The organism is Variovorax sp. 54, from assembly GCF_002754375.1.
Taxonomy (GTDB): domain Bacteria; phylum Pseudomonadota; class Gammaproteobacteria; order Burkholderiales; family Burkholderiaceae_C; genus Variovorax.
Genome location: NZ_PEFF01000001.1, coordinates 3,096,594 through 3,113,087, shown reverse-complemented (window position 1 = coordinate 3,113,087; position 16,494 = coordinate 3,096,594). Strand labels below are relative to the sequence as shown.

15 protein-coding genes are annotated in these 16,494 nt (G+C 64.4%); 8 read left to right on the top strand and 7 right to left on the bottom strand.

Annotated features, from left to right (window positions below; translation table 11 throughout):
- The first annotated feature begins 60 nt into the window (after positions 1-60).
- The 6 genes from CLU95_RS14400 to CLU95_RS30645 all read left to right on the top strand — a co-directional run bounded on the left by CLU95_RS14400 (position 61) and on the right by CLU95_RS30645 (position 5,472).
- A complete protein-coding gene (locus tag CLU95_RS14400; protein WP_099794131.1) occupies positions 61-2,322 on the top strand; it encodes a CHASE2 domain-containing protein in 2,262 nt (753 codons plus the stop codon).
- 29 nt (positions 2,323-2,351) lie between these two features.
- A complete protein-coding gene (locus CLU95_RS14395; RefSeq protein WP_099794130.1) occupies positions 2,352-3,155 on the top strand; it encodes a 3',5'-cyclic-nucleotide phosphodiesterase in 804 nt (267 codons plus the stop codon).
- A 202-nt stretch (positions 3,156-3,357) separates the two neighbouring features.
- Positions 3,358-3,849, top strand: a complete 492-nt coding sequence (locus CLU95_RS31295; protein WP_099794128.1) for a pilin — start codon at positions 3,358-3,360, stop codon at positions 3,847-3,849.
- Positions 3,850-3,910: 61 nt separating this feature from the next.
- Entirely contained in the window at positions 3,911-4,372 is a 462-nt protein-coding gene (locus CLU95_RS31290) for a pilin (protein WP_099794126.1), read from the top strand.
- 133 nt (positions 4,373-4,505) lie between these two features.
- Positions 4,506-4,817, top strand: coding sequence for a hypothetical protein (locus CLU95_RS30650; RefSeq protein WP_143606000.1), 312 nt, complete (start codon positions 4,506-4,508; stop codon positions 4,815-4,817).
- Between the two features lie 220 nt (positions 4,818-5,037).
- The gene (locus tag CLU95_RS30645) at positions 5,038-5,472 is read left to right on the top strand and encodes a hypothetical protein (protein ID WP_143605999.1); all 435 of its coding nucleotides are present in this window, start codon (positions 5,038-5,040) and stop codon (positions 5,470-5,472) included.
- 85 nt (positions 5,473-5,557) lie between these two features.
- Here the strand turns inward: CLU95_RS30645 and CLU95_RS14370 are convergent, their stop codons facing one another.
- The 6 genes from CLU95_RS14370 to CLU95_RS14350 form a co-directional block, all read right to left on the bottom strand.
- A complete protein-coding gene (locus tag CLU95_RS14370) occupies positions 5,558-9,082 on the bottom strand; it encodes a pilus assembly protein (RefSeq protein WP_180288605.1) in 3,525 nt (1,174 codons plus the stop codon).
- Positions 9,083-9,108: 26 nt separating this feature from the next.
- Complete coding sequence (locus CLU95_RS30895; RefSeq protein ID WP_180288604.1) at positions 9,109-9,717, bottom strand: hypothetical protein; 609 nt, start codon at positions 9,715-9,717, stop codon at positions 9,109-9,111.
- Between the two features lie 83 nt (positions 9,718-9,800).
- Entirely contained in the window at positions 9,801-10,937 is a 1,137-nt protein-coding gene (locus CLU95_RS14365) for a PilW family protein (protein ID WP_099794119.1), read from the bottom strand.
- Between the two features lie 6 nt (positions 10,938-10,943).
- On the bottom strand, positions 10,944-11,429 hold the full coding sequence (locus tag CLU95_RS14360; protein ID WP_143605998.1) for a type IV pilus modification PilV family protein: 486 nt from the start codon (positions 11,427-11,429) through the stop codon (positions 10,944-10,946).
- Positions 11,426-12,016 carry a GspH/FimT family pseudopilin gene (locus CLU95_RS14355; protein ID WP_099797301.1) on the bottom strand — a complete coding sequence of 197 codons (591 nt, stop codon included), beginning with the start codon at positions 12,014-12,016 and terminating at the stop codon, positions 11,426-11,428. The genes CLU95_RS14360 and CLU95_RS14355 overlap by 4 nt, the downstream gene beginning before the upstream one ends.
- Positions 12,013-12,417 (bottom strand): type IV pilin protein, encoded by a 405-nt coding sequence (locus tag CLU95_RS14350; RefSeq protein ID WP_373668928.1) that lies wholly within the window; start codon positions 12,415-12,417, stop codon positions 12,013-12,015. Before CLU95_RS14350 ends, CLU95_RS14355 begins: the two co-directional genes overlap by 4 nt.
- Positions 12,418-12,652: 235 nt before the next feature.
- Between CLU95_RS14350 and CLU95_RS14345 the strand changes: the two genes are divergently transcribed.
- Complete coding sequence (locus CLU95_RS14345) at positions 12,653-14,359, top strand: PglL family O-oligosaccharyltransferase (RefSeq protein WP_257214630.1); 1,707 nt, start codon at positions 12,653-12,655, stop codon at positions 14,357-14,359.
- Positions 14,360-14,368: 9 nt separating this feature from the next.
- Here CLU95_RS14345 and moaC read toward each other — a convergent pair whose 3' ends face one another.
- On the bottom strand, positions 14,369-14,857 hold the full coding sequence (gene moaC / locus CLU95_RS14340; protein ID WP_099794113.1) for a cyclic pyranopterin monophosphate synthase MoaC: 489 nt from the start codon (positions 14,855-14,857) through the stop codon (positions 14,369-14,371).
- Positions 14,858-14,911: 54 nt separating this feature from the next.
- Between moaC and CLU95_RS14335 the strand changes: the two genes are divergently transcribed.
- Positions 14,912-16,483 carry a M48 family metalloprotease gene (locus tag CLU95_RS14335; protein ID WP_099794111.1) on the top strand — a complete coding sequence of 524 codons (1,572 nt, stop codon included), beginning with the start codon at positions 14,912-14,914 and terminating at the stop codon, positions 16,481-16,483.
- Positions 16,484-16,494 lie beyond the last annotated feature (11 nt).

The window sequence follows — 16,494 nt, the reverse complement described above, 5'->3', positions numbered from 1 at the left end:
GCCCTTCTCCGGCCTCCGTTTTCTTGCCGCCAGGCACCCGTTGTCCAAGGCTGATCGGTCATGAGCGCATTGCGGCGGCACTGGCCGCGCATCGCCATCACGCTGCTGCCGGTGCTGCTGGCGCTGCTCCATGCCACCGGTGTCTGGCGGCTGGGCGTGATCGAGCACCTGGACCACCTGATCTACGACGCCCGCCTGCGCGCCACCATGCCGGGCACGCCCGATACGCGGGTCGTGATCGTCGATGTCGACGACGCCAGCCTGGCGCGCGAGGGCCAATGGCCCTGGCCGCGCGACAAGATCGCCAGCCTCACGACGGAACTGCTGGCCCGCCAGCACGCGGCCGTGCTGGGCTTCGACGTGATGTTTCTCGAGCCCGACCGCAGCTCCGGCCTTGGGCGGCTGAAGGAAATCGCTGCCGGCCCGTTGCGTGATGTGCCGGGCCTTTCCGCCGAAATCGACCAGCTCGCGCCGACCCTCGACCACGACGCGACCCTGGCCCAGGCCCTGCGCGGTCAGCCCGTGGCGCTCGGCTACTACTTCACGCGCACCGAACAGCCCAGCGCCAAGGGGCTGCTGCCGGCGACGCCGGTGCTGCCGCCCGAGGCTTTTCCGCCGAATGCTTCCTTTGTCACGCTCTGGAACGGGTTCGGCGCCAGCCTGCCGGTGCTGGCGCGCGCGGCGCCGGTCGCGGGGTTCCTGAACACCCTGGTTGGTGACGGCGACGACGATGGTGTGATCCGCAGCGTGCCGCTCATCGCCCGCTACGAAGGCGAGCACGCGGCGCCCGGGCATTACGAATCGCTGGCGCTGGCGGTGTATCGCATCGCAAACGGCTCGCCGCCGGTGCGGCCGGCGCTCGTGGCGGGCGATGGCAACTTTCCGCGCCTGCAGGCGCTGGTGCTCGGGTCGTTGCGCATCCCGGTCGACCAGAGCGCCAGCCTGCAGGTGCCGTTCCGTGGGCCTGGTGGCCCGCGCGCAGGATCGTTCCGCTACGTGGCCGCTGCCGACGTGCTCGAGGGCCGGCTGGCACCGGGCGAATTGAAGGACAAGATTGTCCTGCTCGGCGCCACCGCGCCCGGCCTGCAGGACCTGCGCGCCACCCCCGTCGGCGCCGCGTTCCCGGGCGTTGAGGTGCACGCCAACATCGTCTCGGGCTTGCTCGACCGGCGCCTGCTGGCCGTGCCCGACTACGCGCCGGGCTACGAAGTGCTGACCGTGCTGGCCGCGGGACTGCTGCTCGCGTTCGGGCTGTCGCTGCTGTCTGCATCGCGCGCCGTGCTGCTCGGCGCGGGCGTGGTCGCCGCGCTGATTGGCCTCAACACCTGGCTCTACATCGGCCACAGCCTCGTGCTCCCGTTGGCGTCGGCGCTCTTCATGGTGGCGCTGGCCTTCGCCCTCAACATGAGCTGGGGCTACTTCGTCGAATCGCGCGCGCGGCGCGGGCTGGTGCGGCTCTTCGGCACCTACGTGCCGCCGCAGCTGGTCGACGAAATGCTCGTGCGCCCCGGCCGCTACAGCATGCGCGCAGAGAGCAAGGAAATGACCGTGATGTTCTGCGACATGCGCGACTTCACCCGGTTGTCCGAGCAGATGGCGCCGGCCGAACTGCAGGCCTTTCTGAACACCGTTTTCAGCCGACTCACCGAGGTGATCAGCGCGCACCGCGGCACCGTCGACAAGTACATGGGCGACTGCGTCATGGCCTTCTGGGGCGCGCCGATCGACACGCCCGACCACGCCGCGCTTGCCGTGCAGGCCGCGCTCGACATGGCCGCCGCCGTGCACGACATCAACCGCCAGCACCGCGCGAGCGGCCGCCCCGAGATCAGCGCCGGCATCGGCCTCAACAGCGGCCTCATGAGCGTCGGCGACATGGGCTCGACCGCGCGCCGCAGCTATACCGTGGTCGGCGATGCGGTCAATCTCGCCTCCCGGCTGGAGGGCTTGAGCGGACACTACGGCGTCGAGGTCGTGGCCAGCGGCGCGACCCGCGAAGCGGCCCCCGGCTTCGTCTGGCAGGAACTCGACAGCGTGCGCGTCAAGGGCAAGGCCCAGGCCGTCGCCATCTACACCCCGCTTTCGGCGCAGGTCGGCGCCGAAGCGCAGGACACCACACGGCTGCAACTCGACCGCTGGAGCCAGGTGCTCGCCGCCTACCGCCGCCAGGATTGGGCGCTGGGCCGAAACTTGCTGGCTCCCCTGCTCGCCGCGGATGCCAAAAAAGTCCTTTACCAGCTCTATGCCCAGCGTTTAGCCTCGATGGCGCTACGCCCGCAAGACCCGGACTGGGACGGCGCCACCCGGTTCGACACCAAATGACGACAGACGCAACCAAGGGGTCTTCCACAATGCAGGTACGCGTGCTGGGTTGCTCGGGCGCCATCGCCAAGGACTGCCGCACCACCTCGTTCCTGGTCGATGCGGACCTGCTCGTGGACGCCGGCACGGGCGTCGGTGATCTCACCCTCGACGAAATGGCCGCCATCGACGACGTGGTGCTCACCCATTCGCACCTCGACCACATCGCCGCCCTGCCCCTGATGCTCGACGCCGTCGGCAGCCGCCGCCCCCGGCCGCTGCGCGTGCATGCCCTGGCCGCCACCATCGATGCGCTGCGCGCGCATGTGTTCAACAACGTCATCTGGCCGAATTTCGAGCGCATTCCCAGCCCCGAATCGCCCTTCGTGAGCTTCCACGAGATCACGGTCGGGCAGCGCCTCGAACTGGGCCGGGACGCCCCCAAGCTCATCGAGGTGCTGCCGGCGGTCCACACCGTGCCGGCCTGCGGCTTCGCCATCCGCCGGGCCGAAGGTGGTGCCCACTGGGTCTTCAGCGGCGACACCGAGCGCAACCCGCCCTTCTGGGAGCGCATCAACGCGATCGACGTGGCGATGCTGGTCATCGAGACCGCCTTCAGCTCCCGTGAGGAGGCCCTGGCCGAACGCAGCCTGCACCTGTCGCCGGTGGCGCTGGCGCACGAGCTGGCGCAGATCGACCCGGGCAAGCAATACCCGATCTACATCACCCACACCAAGCCGGCAGAGACCGAAGAAATCATGAGCCAGATCGAGATGCTGGCGGGGCGCGAGGTGGCGGGCTTGGCGCAGCGGGACATCCGCTGGCTCAAGGCGAACGGGGTGCTGACCTTCTGACCGGGCCCGCTCGGGCATGACAAATTTGTCGACACAATTGGCATCTGAGTGCGAGTTGTGTCACATCATGTAACCATCTTGTGACCAAAGACGGCCCGAACGGGGGCTGCAGGGTGGTGGAGCCGGGTGGCACGGATGCTGCGGAAGTTACCCCGCTCCGGGCTGGTTCCCGGGCTTTACAAACCAACCTGGAGTTAATCGAATGAACCGTCGCACTCTCGCTCGCCGCGCACAAGCCGGCTTCACCCTCATCGAATTGATGATCGTTGTGGCGATCATTGGTATCTTGGCTGCTATTGCAATTCCCCAGTATTCGAACTACACGTCGCGCACTCGTGCTGCTGGCGCAGTCGCAGAGCTGAATTCGATCAAGTCGGCCATTTCCGTCTGCTACAACGACACTTTGGCGCTCGCTGGTTGCAATTCGGGTACAAATGGCATCCCGAATGCAGTTGTTGCTGGTGCTGCTACGGGCCCGACAAAGAACATTCTGGCTGTTAGCGTCACTGACGGCGTCATCACCGCCACCTCTGGTGCAACCACCAATGCGACCCCGCCAGTGGCTCTGTCGATTGTCAACACACCCACGATTGCGGCTGGTGCGGCTAATATGACCTGGACCATGACTGCTGGTGCTGGCACGATTTGCGATCCAGTTCGTGGCCTGAAGGTTGGCCAGGGCGACTGCCAGTAAACAACGACGCTCGCTACAAGCCGCCTTCGGGCGGTTTTTTTTAATCTAGCGGAGAAGCTTCATGACAAAAGGCTTCAAAAAACCAATCGAAGCTGGTTTTACGTTGGTCGAACTCATGATCGTTGTTGCGGTCATTGGTATCCTCGCTGCTATTGCAATTCCGCAATACAGCAGCTATGTTTCGAGAACGCGGGCGGCTGGAGCTATGCTGGAACTGACTTCACTGAAAAGGGGTGTTGCCATGTGCGCCTCGTTTGGAGCAATCTCTGCGTGTAATGGTGGCACCGGCGAAATACCGACAGCAGCCTTGTTCCAAGTGACGCGCAACGTAACCGAACTAACCAGCATTACTGGAGGTGAAATCTCGGCCATAAGTGGGGCGACCGCTGCTGATGGCACTCCTTTGACCATCGTGCTGACAGGCACCCAAGTCGCCAATGCCGCCCAGATGAGATGGGTCAATACAGGGTCAATCTGCGATGCAGTGCGCGGACTTAAGTCAGGCCAAGGAGATTGTCCATAGGCGATTTGAAAATGCTGGCACTACCGATTTGTGAAAAATCGGGGTCGGATTTCTGCACCCAGGAAATTGGGGTCAGAATCTAATTCCTAGAAGCGTCATTTGCCGATGCAAAGGTGCGGCGCGTTTCGTCACGTTGACGCACAGACGCTCATCGACAATCCGATCTTCCGTCGTCGATTCCGAATCCGCTCGATGCGCCCCCAAGCCCTGCAAATCTCGCTCCCGCGAAGCCGGCCCCGCACTGGCGCCGCCGCAGAAGCGCTTCAACATCCTGATCCGCCAGATCGAGAAGGCCCATCAGACGCTGGCGGCGTGGCACGAGGGCATCGGCACTTACCGCCAGGCCCACGCGCAGGTGCTGCTGCCGATGGAAGACGAGCTGCTGGCTGCGCGCTGTTCGCCCGGCACGCCGAGATCGACCTCGACACCGAGCAGCAGTAGATAGTGCGGGCCATGAAGGACGTGGCCGAAGCCATGACCGGCCTCGATCTGGGCGACGACGAGGGCATCGACACGCAGGACGACCTGCTCGCGCGCATGCAGCAGGGGCTGCAGGAGAAGGCAGCAGTCTAGGAGGCCCGGGAGGCCGGACACGCCGACACCCAGGCCGATACGCGCCCCGCCGCTAGAAGGCCAGCAGCGCCGCGCAGAAAGCCACGCAGTCTGTGCGCGACATCTTCCGCAAGCTCGCCAGCGCCCCGCACCCCGACCGCGAAACCGATGCGCAGCAGCGCAAAGTCAAGACGGCGCTGATGCAGAAGGCGAACCAGGCCTATGCGGCCAACGATCTGCTCGCGTTGCTGGAACTGCAACTGCAACTGCAGATCGATGCCAGCGCACATCGCGAGCGCGAGCGCCGAGCGCTTGAAGCACTACAACAAGGTGCTGGGCGAGCAACCGGCGGAACTGAAAGCGGAGATCGAGGGCGTCGAGATGCGGTTCTGCTACGACCCCACGGGGTCGAGCCCGGGCGCGCCGCCATCGACCCGCGCAAGCTGGGCCCACGGCTCGAGCAGCACAGTCGGCAGCTGCGCGCGGAACTGAGCCAGCAGCAGCGCGAGCTGCGCATGCTGGTCGACGCGGCAGCGACCAGACGTTAGTCCAAGCAGCAGCGGCAGTTGCTGCGCGAACCTGCTTACGGGTTCGACCCGTTCTTTTGAAAGCGCCGATCAGCGTTGGGTTTCTTCAGTTCGCGACGACTTCCCGCCACATGATCCGCGTAGGCGTCGTGGCCGAAGGCACGCTCACGTCATAGACCTTGTTCTTGCCGTCGGACGTGCGCACGAGGATCTTGATCGATCCGTTCGGGAGTCCTTCCGGCTGTACGCGACTTGCGAGCACGCTGCCGACGAACCGGCTGCTCAGGTTCGGGATCGCGCCACCGTTCGCGTAGTTGAGGAAGTAAAGGTTGGAGCTTCCCCCCGGGGTGCACTCGTCGCTGGACGGAATGTTGGTCGTGAAGGCCATCACGCCCTGGAACAGCACCGGGCTCGTGTACGAGCGCTCGCCCGCTGGCGTGGTTGCGAAGTCGAGCACCCAGCCCTTCTTGGTCGTCAGGTCCAGGGGGTTGCTGGTCACATTGATGTTGTCGCCTGATTTGGTCGCCGTCTGCCTGACGAGGTTGAGACGCAATGGCGTGATGGTCGGCGAGTCGGACTTGTCATCCATCAGCCCGTAAAAGGACTGCGGCTGGCTGGCGTTGGTATTGGCGCCAGTTCCACCGGGAATGTCGGATGCGCCGAGGTACTTGCCGGTGCCGACAAACACCATGCGCTTGCGTTTGACGACGCCCAATTCGACCGAGTTGGTGATAGGTTGCACCTTGCCAGTACCGTCGACCAAGGTGGCGAGCCGCCTGACGTTCCAGTCTGCCGTAGAGTTGGACGACAGATCGAATCGCCAGACGTTGCCGTAAAGATCACCGCCGTACGCGTAGTCGACCGTGTCATCCGTGCCGGGCTTGACCAGGAACGCACTGACTTTAGCCAGCCCGCTGGGGTCGGCGCTGGTGCCCACTCCGGTGCTGATGTCCTTGATCACTTCGCCCGTCGCCGTGTTCAGGACATAGAGGTGCCCCGTTCCATCGCCGCCCGTGTCGTCGCCGTTGTTGTAGCCCGAGGTCACCAGCGTGACCCATCCGGCGGCTTTGGTCTTGACGTTCAGCGGGCTGCCGTAGGAATAGCCGATGCTGTTCTTGACCTCGCTGGTGGTGCCGGCATTGGGAAACTCCCACATCACCTTGCTCGCGACATCGGCATCCGAGGCGGCCGACGGGTCGGTCACGTTCAGTGCGTAATAGCCTCGCCCTCCCTTGCCGAGACTGCCGACGAGCACGGTGGCCCAGTTGCGCGTCGATGGCGTCGGTTGGTTGGCGTAGGTGTTGCCGAGGTCCACGTCCGTGGCCACGGCGGTGCCATCGACATAGAAGCGGTGCTGGAATGAAGGGGACTGTTGGGTGAGGCCGGCCAGGGCACTGGTCGACGTGACCGTGGTGGAAAGATTCATGCCCAGCAAGCTGCCAGGCACATAGGCCCAGAGTTCGTTGCCGTTGGCGGCATCGAACGCGTGAAGCATTCCGTCGTTGGCACCTTGGTAGACGACTTTGGCCCGGTTGGCTGCGGCGCCGGCTTTGTAGGCGGCGTAGCCCGCATCGGTGTAGCTGGAGCGGGGCGCCGAAACATAGGTGGGCTCCGCGTTCACGATATCTCCAAGCACGTGGGTGCGCGTGCGGTAGGGACGTGCGCTGGCGCTGTCGGTACCTTCCTTGGTGCGATCGCCCCGCAGGTACGAGATCACGGCGGCACTGTCGCTTGGGCCCGGCGGTGTCGCAGGCGAGTTCAGGCGCGATACCTGTGTGGCGCTCAGGCCGTCAGTGGTGAAGGCCACGCCTGCAGAACCGTTGAAGCTGGCGATCTTGCGGGTGCCAAATGCTTTCTTGTCCAGCAGCGACTGCGCGGACCACAGGGCGGTGCTGCCCAGCAGGCCCGTGTCGACGTTGATCTCGAACGCTTCGAGGTCGCCATACCAGGTTCCTGAATTGAAATTGGAGGTGAAGGCGGTGTTGTCGCCAGAGCGGACGTTCGGATTACTCACGGCCACGGAGGCTGCCGCGCCGGTGCGGTTCACGATGTTGCTCAGGATTGACGAGAGCGCTGTCTGCAGCTTCGACGGGTCATTGGCGCTGAAGTACTGACCATGGCCGTTAAGGGCGGCGTGCCAGAGGTCGTCGATGGCGGTTGCTGAATTGGCCACCGGCGTGGGCCATGAGTTCGAACCGGTCGGCGGCGCGGAAAGGGTGCCGCTTGCGCCCAGGCCGATGGTGAACGTCACCATGTGCTGCCACGTTGCCGGATCGGACGGGTTGGCCGCCACCTTGCCGGCTGACGATGTAGGCGCAGTGAGGTCGGAGATCCAGTATTTCATGGCGACGTCGGCCAGGGTGTTGGACCTGCTGTTGCCATCGTAGAAGGGTGCGGGGAAACTCTCCCCTGCGACCAACGGAACGCCTGCAATGGGGTCCTTGATCGCCACCTTGGCCTCGCTGTCGTAGTAGACGTTGGCTGGCAGGGTGGGAACCGTCTTGTCCAGATCGCCAACTCCAGTGGGGGCCCCGCCATTCCAATAGCCGTCGGTGGAAAGGATCGTGTAGTTCGGTGTGCAGGCCAGAGGAACGGTGGTGGCGCGTGTCGCTGATGGCCCGCCGGGCATCTTGCCGGACTTGTAATACTGGCCTGCGCGATCCAGTGCTGTGACCAGGGGCGTCCCCCCGCCGGGGGCAATTCCATAGACTCGGGAATACCAAGTGAGCTTTTGCGCTGAATTGAATTCGGCGAGCGGAACGAAATTCGCACCGGTTGTATTGTCGTCGTCGTCGTTGTCGTTGATGGTCGAGAAGCCGACTCTTGATTTCCCGTCGAGTACAGAAAACGCAAGCCCGAGAGAAGATTTTGCTGTAGCGATTCGTGACCGGTAGTACGTGAACCAATTGGCGAAATTTTGTATTTCCTGGGCATACGTGCAGGTGGCACCTATACCGCAGTCTGTCCGTGATGCGGCGCGTGGATAGGTGGTAGTGCCGGGAACGATGTCAACCCGTGTATAGCTACTGTCGCTGTTTTGGCCGGAGTCCGCATCAGGATTTTCGGTCGATGTATTGGTCGACTTCCAAGCGTAGTAAAATGCGTAGCGGGCGTATTTTTTATTGTAAGTATTCGTGCTGCTGTCGCGGCAATTGTCATTTGTTGCAAACGAGGTCGCGCCGTACAGAGGGAGCGTGACCTCGGTTTTTCCCCAGCATTCTTGTCTGAGATCGACGGTGGTAGTGTTGTTTGCAAAAAAGGGATTGACCCTGGCCGCCGCAGCAGGACTGTTGCCCATGGACGATGTATAAGTTGCTGCGACACTGTCGTATTTAACGGTTGGCAAATAGGTAATTGCCGGGTTGTAATAGATTTTGTTGTAGGTGGGTGAATAAAAGGCGCGATTTGTTTTTCCACTGTTGTAGGCGGCAGTGGCATCGCTTCCAGTAATTGTTTCCCACAACATACTTCCCGAGTTGTCTAGCGTAAACAAAATGTTTGGCTTGACTCGACTCTGAACAATAAGCGGCACATCCGTCAGGTCCGTTGCCGCCAGGGAAGCAACCGATTGAAGGAGCAGAGAGGCGATCACCGAATTGGCAACGGCGCGCGAAAAATGTGACTTTTGCATGATGGGGTTGCGGGTGTTGCGGTGGCTCAACCAAATGGCAATTCGATGGTCGTCTGAACAATGCTGCTGGTATTGCGCGGTCCCAGAACACGCACCGTCACCCGGTAGTGAATCGTCGGTCGTGTCGGGGGGGGCGGCGTCAGGCTCCCGAAGATGTTGGTGGTCTGTGCATGGCTGTTGTTGTCTTCTTCGTCGGCGCCTCCCGCCGAAAAAGGCTGGCCCGCCACGCATTTGCTTGTCAGCAGGGTCAGGGGATCGGTTTTCGCCGGGGCGGTGGTGCAGAGCCGGTCGATCACGTACTGCACCCGGTAAAGAGATTCGTCCGTGCACGAAATAGCCGCCACGCCGTCTTTATGGTCATAGCAGGGGACCGAACCCCAATTGATCGTGCTGGGGACCCCGGTGGCATCCACGGCCTGCATCAGACGGTAGTACTTGTTCGCCACGTCGGCATCGGCGTTGGCGAGTGCCGGCAGTGCATTGAAGGCGCGTTCCGCGCCGGTATCGGCGATGCTGGTGGCCGCCTGCTTGAATGCCACGTTGCCCGAAATTACGCCTGCCGTGTCGGTGGAGCGCAGCAGCGCCGCCGCCGCCAACGAGAGAACCAGCACCGCGATCAGTGCGATGAAAACCACCACGCCTCTTTGCCGCGTGCCACCGCGAGGCGGTCGACGGGAGAAGGCAGGAGGCGCAGAGGACAAGAAGGCGCAGGGGTGGCTCATGACAGATTGGCCCAGAGAACGTTGCGAAGCGGCACGATGGTTTCGAAGGCGCGATAGCGATAGCAGCGCCAATCGGCGTCGTTGCTCAGGTCGATTGCGGGCCCACCGGGCCAGCTTTCCGGCGCCGTGGTGGTAATCGCGCAGGCTTGTGCACCGCCCTCCAGCCTCTCTTTCAGCGGGCTGCGCACCACCACGGCGATGCGTACGGCCTTGATGCGCCGGGCATCTGCGAGGGTCGGGGTCGCCCACGCCCCGGTGGCCCGGACCCAGTTGGTGACGACCTGGCTGTTGGCATCGCTGATGCCGTACATCGCCTTGAGGCTCACCACGTTGTTGGCGAGTTGCACCTGCGTCATCGAACTGAAGAAGTCTTGCGACACAAGCGAGCCGCCTGCCACCGAATAGGTTCGTTGGGTGAAGGTGCCAAGGTCGTAGATCCGCGGGTTCTTGGTAAAGCTCGTGGGCCAACCCAGGTCGGTCATCACGTTCCCCGATGGGTTGTAGGTCGGTTGCGTGGCGGTGCCCGTCGCTGCGGCGTGTGAAAGGATGACGCTGTCCGCATTGGCGGGATTGACATCGCTTGCGGTAATGCGGGTGAGCGTGCATCGGCCGTCGTCATCGGTCAGCCACACGAAGCCGCCGACGCCCGAGAGCGCAACCTTGCTGGTGGGCTGCAGGTTGGCGGCCGACGTGCCGGGCGGGTTGATGGTCGCGTTTTGCAGCAGCATGTTGCGCACATTGCTGCGGATGGACGTTCCCCAGAGCATCGTGATGCTGTCGGAGGCGCCGGCCGCAACGCCGCCGTCGGCGATGCGCACGGGCGTGCCCGGAAAGTTGGGCACGGGGCCACTGGCCGTGCCGTTGCTGTAGTACGTGAAGTACGCGGTGCACGGCATGATCGCTGCGGTCGGTATGCCCCAGCCGGCGGCGCGCAGGTCGCGCTCCATCGTCGCGAGGCTGAAGATGCCGTTTTGCTGTGTATCGGCGCCGGAGGTGGTCGAGCGCTTGATGCCTTCGTAGGTCGAGATGACCTGGTAGATGATGATCGTCGCGACAAGTCCGACCACCATGCCGACCAGTGTTTCGACGAGGCCGAAGCCTTGTTGGCGCTTGCGCTGATGAAGTAGGGGCATGGAGTCTCAGCCTTGAATCTGCGTCGTGAGCGTGAAGTTGTGCGCCGCGTCGTCTTGCGGGCTCTTCCAGCAGAGCGTCACGGTGACGACGTTGTTCGGCCCGACGATGATCTGTTGCTGCAACCCGGCCGCACCGGGCAGCGCGCCTTGGTTGGTTGCATCGCTCAATCCTGAAATCCAGCTGGTCACGAGCGGGTTGGCTGCGGTGTTGTCGCCGTCGTCGCAGGCGGTGGCCGCGGCATTCAAGGCGTAGGTCGGGACGTTGAAGCGGTCCACCCACATGCGCCCGACGATCTGGTTTGCGAAGAAGCTGGCCTTGGCGCGGTAGTCGGCATCGCGAACGGTGCGTATGGCGGTGGCCTGCAAGCCGACGATCCCGAGGACTGCGAACGAAAAAATGGCGATCGCCACGAGCGCTTCGACCAGCATGACGCCGCGCTGGGCGCCCGGTTGCCGGCGGACGGTACGGGATGTTCTTTTCTGCGTGCTCATGAACAACCTTGCGGATTGGTTGCGAGGGAGTGGCCGGGATCACACAGACGCACGTCACCGCCCGGAGCCAGGACGATCGCCAGCCGGCGCACGTCGGTGGTTGCGCCGGTGAAGTCGATCTGGCGCGCGGTCGTCGCCGCAGCGAGGCGACCGAGGCCGGTGAAGGTGATGGTCGCCGGCATGCCGGCACCGGGATCGGCGGTCTTTGTGCCCACTGTGGTGGAAACCTGGGCGCGGGCGTTGGACGAGGCATCACCCCCCAGGCGCTCCTGCACCAGGTCGTCGAAAACCGTGGGAGTTGCGGGGAGCGCGGCGTAGATGTTCCAGTCCGTGCTTCCTGCCAGCGCCGCGCCCTTCGACGTGTTCGTCAGCGTGAACTGGACATTGCCATTGCGCCGGATCGCTTCAGCCCGAGCCAACTGCAAGCCGTTGAGCACCGACTCTGCGGCGCCGCGGACCTGTGCGTTGCGGATGAAGCTCGTATAGCTCGGGTACGCAAGCATGAGCAGGATCCCGAGAAGAGCGATCCCGACCATCAATTCAATCAGGGTGAAGCCCTCTGTCGAGTGATGAGCCTTCGGCTTCATGGTTTGCGCATGACCCAATAGGTTGGCTCCCCGCTGAAGCTCCAGGCACAACTGGTGCACGTGGTGCTTTGCGCGTTGCGTTGATTCAGCTTGTAGGCGAGGCCCGCAACCGTGGTGCCGGTTCGGCCGGTTGCGGCGAGCGAGTAGCTTTGGCCTGAGTCGGCAAGGGTGCAGGAGTACTGGAAATTCTTTGTTGTGACTGGAGGATCAATGCCGCAGGTGCTGTCGCCCTTGTCGTAAGTGCGGTGGTCCTGGTAGCGCTGCTCCAATTGGGCGCGATAGTTCGACAGGTTGCCAGGCGCCTCCTGGACGTTGCCGCGTCGCACGTAGTCCGAGTAGTTCGGGTAACCAATGGCCGCAAGGATCGCCACGATGGCGATGGTGACCATGAGTTCGATCAAGGTGAACCCCTTCAGCGCCCGTCGTGGTTCTGGTGTGCCCATCCTTGATCGGGGGGGCAATGCAACTCGGTGGTTCATCAAGACTGCCTTTCAAGCCGGATTCAAGCCCGCGGATCGGGCCTGGAAACAATTGCGAAATGTTGTTAAATAATGTGTCGATTTGCCGATCTTTCCAAAGCCACTCGCCCGGCAGCCGTGACCACTCGTCGGATCGAGCGGGCGGCACAATGGGCTTGTGCAGCTTTTCTTCGCCCGTCCTGACCCGTTCCTTTCATCGGGGCGAGCCCTCTGCGGCGTGCGTGCAGCGCTGCTGGCATCCGCATTTCTCTCCCCGCTGGTGGCGGGGCCGTCGGTCACTGTGTGGCAGCAGTTGGTGTCTTGGAGCTGTCTCGCAGGCTGGCTTCTCTGTGCCCAAGCTTTGGCTTGGCCTGCTTCTGTGCTGACTCGTTGGCTGGGTGCAAGCGCAGTGGTGTTGGCGCTCGCGGGCGTCTGGGATGCCGCCGGGTGGCCCATCGCACTCCCTCTGGCTGTTCTTGCCGCCACTGCGCTGGCAGCAGGCTTGGGTGCCAGCTCATCAAACAGCGATACCTCGGTACCCACGGCAATGGCTTGGGGACTCTTCGGTGCAGGACTGCTCAATGCCGTCCTGGGTTTGTTTCAGTACTACGGCCTTGCGGGCGACCTCGCATCCTGGTTCACTTCGCCACCCACAGGGCGCGCGTGGGGCACGCTGCGCCAGCGCAACCAGTTCGCCACGCTGCTCAGTCTGGCCCTCGTTGCCATGTTGTGGCTCTATGGCACACGGGATTCGCGCCAAGCGCGATGGGGACTGATGGCTGCGGCCGTTGTGTTGATCGCCGCCGCAGCGGCCTCCTTGTCGCGCACCGGATTGCTTCAGTTCGTCTTGGTCATGGCGGTTGCGAGCGTCGCGGCTTGGCGAGAGCGCCGCGGAAAGGCGATTTCGAGATCCTTTCGCCTCCCGCCGCCATTTGTTCTGCTGGCAGGGATTCCGCTTTACTTCGCCTTCGCTGCGGTGTTGCCTTATCTGGCTGCGGGTAGTGATGGTTGGGTCGCCGCCGCGGCTTTGACGTCACGCCTCCAACCCGCCGTCGTCACCACTGACAGCCGCGTCGTCCTCTGGCAGAACGTCCTGACCCTCATCACCCAGCGCCCCCTCACCGGCTGGGGCTGGGGCGAACTCAGCTTTGCGCACTTCGCCACGCTGTACAACGGCCCGCGTTTCCCGGTGATCCTCGACAACGCCCACAACCTGCCGCTGCACCTCGCGGTCGAGCTGGGCATTCCGGCGGCGTTGTTGATCTGTGGCGGATTTCTCTGGATGGTGGGGGCGGCCAAGCCGTGGCGCGAGCGCGATCCGTTGCGGCTGATGGCGTGGGGCCTGCTCGGCGTCATCCTGCTACACAGCCTGCTCGAGTACCCGCTCTGGTACGGCCCGTTCCAGCTGGTGTTCGGCCTGTGCCTCGGCATCCTGTGGCCAGCATCGCCCAAGCGCCCGAAGACGAACGGCAGAAAACTCGCCGCCTTCGCCGCCGCAGCCTGGCTCGCCCTCATCGGCTACGCCGCCTGGGACTACACCCGCATCAGCCAGATCTATCTGCCGCGCGACGCGCGCCTGCCGGCCTACCGCGACGACACGCTCGCCAAGCTCCAGGGCTCGTGGCTGTTCTCACGCCAGGTGGATTTCGCCGAAGTGACGCTCACCGCCGTCACGCCGGCGAATGCGGCGCACATGTACGAACTGGCCGGGCGCGTGCTGCACTTTTCGCCCGAGCCGCGGGTCATCGTGAAGTTGATCGAAAGCGCCGAGCTGCTTGGGCGCGATGCCGAAGCGCATGCGCTGGCCGAACGCTTCCGGGTGGCGTTTCCGTCCGACTTCGCCCGCTGGCTGGACAACCGCCCGGACGACGCGCCCGAGCTGTAGCCGCTGGATTCAGTCCGCCGTCGCGACGTAGCTGCCCGACTTCCCGCCGTGCTTCTCCAGCACATGCACGTCGGTGATGCGCATGCCGCGGTCCACGGCCTTGCACATGTCGTAAATCGTGAGCAGCGCGACCTGCACGGCGGTCAGGGCTTCCATCTCGACGCCGGTCGGGCCGACGGTCTCGACGGTCGCGGTGCAGGCCACCTGTGGCGCCTGGCCGCCCTCGGCGAGTGCGAAGGCCACGGCCACGCGGGTCAGCGCGAGCGGGTGGCACAGCGGGATGAGGTCGCTGGTCTTCTTGGCCGCCTGGATGCCGGCGATGCGCGCGATGCCCAGCACGTCGCCCTTCTTGGCGGTGCCCGATTCGATCAGCGCCAGCGTCGCGGGCTGCATCTCGATGCGGCCGGTGGCCACGGCCACGCGATGGGTGGCGGGCTTGGCCGCCACGTCGACCATGTGGGCCTGGCCTTGGGCGTCGAAGTGGGTGAGGGTGCTCATCGGTGAACGTTCGTTTTGAAGATGCATCATACGAGCCCGAGCCACAGACGAGGAATGCCGCGCTTGACTCCCTCTTTCCCCAAGAAAACACGCCCGACGCCCCTCCGGCATGCGGTGTGTGCTACCTTTTTGATAGCTTCCCAGGTGCTGCTGCCGGTCCCCGCGCTGGCACAGGTGCAGCAGATCCTGCCGGGCCTCGGTGACGGCGGCGAGATGACGGCGAGTGCCGAGCGCCAGTTGGGCGACCAGATCGTGCGCGAGCTGTACCGCGACACGGACTACATCGACGACCCGGTGATCGCCGCCTACGTGCAGGACATCTGGCAGCGCCTGCTGGCCGCCGCACGCGCGCGCGGCGAGCTCACGCCCGAGCTCGACGAGCGCTTTGCCTGGACCATCCTGCTGGGGCGTGACCGCAACATCAACGCCTTTGCGCTGCCGGGCGGCTACCTCGGGCTGAACCTGGGCCTGGTGGCCGCGGTCGGCAGCCGTGACGAACTGGCGACGGTGCTCGGGCACGAGCTGTCGCACGTCACGCAGCGCCACATCTCGCGCATCATGAACAAGCAGGGCAAGCAGATGCCCTTGATGATCGCCGGCCTGATCCTCGGGATGATCGCGGCGAGCAAGAGCCGCAATGCCGACGCCGGCCAGGCGGTGATCATGGGCAGCCAGGCGCTGTTCATGCAGAACCAGCTGAGCTTCTCGCGCGACATGGAGCGCGAGGCCGACCGCATCGGCTTCGGCGTGATGACGCAGGCGGGCTTTGCGCCGCAGGGCGCTGCGGCGATGTTCGAGAAGCTGCAGTACGCCTCGCGCCTGAACGACAACGGCTCGTACCCCTACCTGCGCAGCCATCCGCTGACGACCGAGCGCATCTCGGACATGCAGGGCCGTTTCCAGTTCCGCGCCGACGCCGCACCGCCGGTGGTGCCGCTGGTGATGGACCACGCCATGGTCGCCGCGCGCGCCCGCGTGCTGACGCGCCCGGGCGTCGACGTGCTGCGGTTGTGGGTCAACGCGGCGTCGAGCGGCGAGTTCGCGGGCAGTTCACCGGCCCAGCAGGCGGGCACGCTCTACGCGGCGGCGATGGCGGCCAAGGAGCTGCGCGACTTCAAGGCGGCGCGTGCGCTGGCCGAGCGGCTCGTGGTGCGCACGGCCGACGACGCGGCCGCGTCCAAGCAGGCGCGCTGGCTGCAGGCCGAGATCGAACTCGCGGGCGGCGCGGCCCCGCGTGCGGCGGCGCTGCTCGATGCCAAATCGAAGGAGCGGCCCGAGATGATCCTCGCGGCCGAAGCCGCCATCGCCCAGCGTCAGCCCGCGCCGATGGTGCCCGCGCTGCGCGACTGGGTGGCTGTTCATCCGCGCGATGCCACGGCCTGGCGCACGCTGGCCAATCTGTACGGTGCGCAGAACGACACGCTGCGCGCGATCCGCGCCGATGCCGAGGCCAACGTGGCGATCCTCGACTACCCGGCGGCGCGCGACCGCTTCAAGGCGGCGCAGGAGCTGATCCGCAAGTCGGGCGCGCCCATCGACCATTACGAGGCATCGATCGTCGACACGCGCGCGCGCGCCGTCGACGTGCTGGTCAAGCAGCAGGCCGAGGAGCCGCCGCTGAAGTGATGAAGAAGGGG

Excerpts from the sequence above, each read along its gene's own strand:
- CLU95_RS14355 (WP_099797301.1), bottom strand. The coding sequence starts at position 12,016 with ATGAAGCCGAAGGCTCATCACTCGACAGAGGGCTTCACCCTGATTGAA.
- CLU95_RS14370 (WP_180288605.1), bottom strand. The coding sequence starts at position 9,082 with ATGCAAAAGTCACATTTTTCGCGCGCCGTTGCCAATTCGGTGATCGCC.
- moaC (WP_099794113.1), bottom strand. The coding sequence starts at position 14,857 with ATGAGCACCCTCACCCACTTCGACGCCCAAGGCCAGGCCCACATGGTC.
- CLU95_RS31295 (WP_099794128.1), top strand. The coding sequence starts at position 3,358 with ATGAACCGTCGCACTCTCGCTCGCCGCGCACAAGCCGGCTTCACCCTC.
- CLU95_RS14395 (WP_099794130.1), top strand. The coding sequence starts at position 2,352 with ATGCAGGTACGCGTGCTGGGTTGCTCGGGCGCCATCGCCAAGGACTGC.
- CLU95_RS31290 (WP_099794126.1), top strand. The coding sequence starts at position 3,911 with ATGACAAAAGGCTTCAAAAAACCAATCGAAGCTGGTTTTACGTTGGTC.
- CLU95_RS14335 (WP_099794111.1), top strand. The coding sequence starts at position 14,912 with ATGCCGCGCTTGACTCCCTCTTTCCCCAAGAAAACACGCCCGACGCCC.
- CLU95_RS14365 (WP_099794119.1), bottom strand. The coding sequence starts at position 10,937 with ATGCCCCTACTTCATCAGCGCAAGCGCCAACAAGGCTTCGGCCTCGTC.
- CLU95_RS14400 (WP_099794131.1), top strand. The coding sequence starts at position 61 with ATGAGCGCATTGCGGCGGCACTGGCCGCGCATCGCCATCACGCTGCTG.
- CLU95_RS14360 (WP_143605998.1), bottom strand. The coding sequence starts at position 11,429 with ATGAGCACGCAGAAAAGAACATCCCGTACCGTCCGCCGGCAACCGGGC.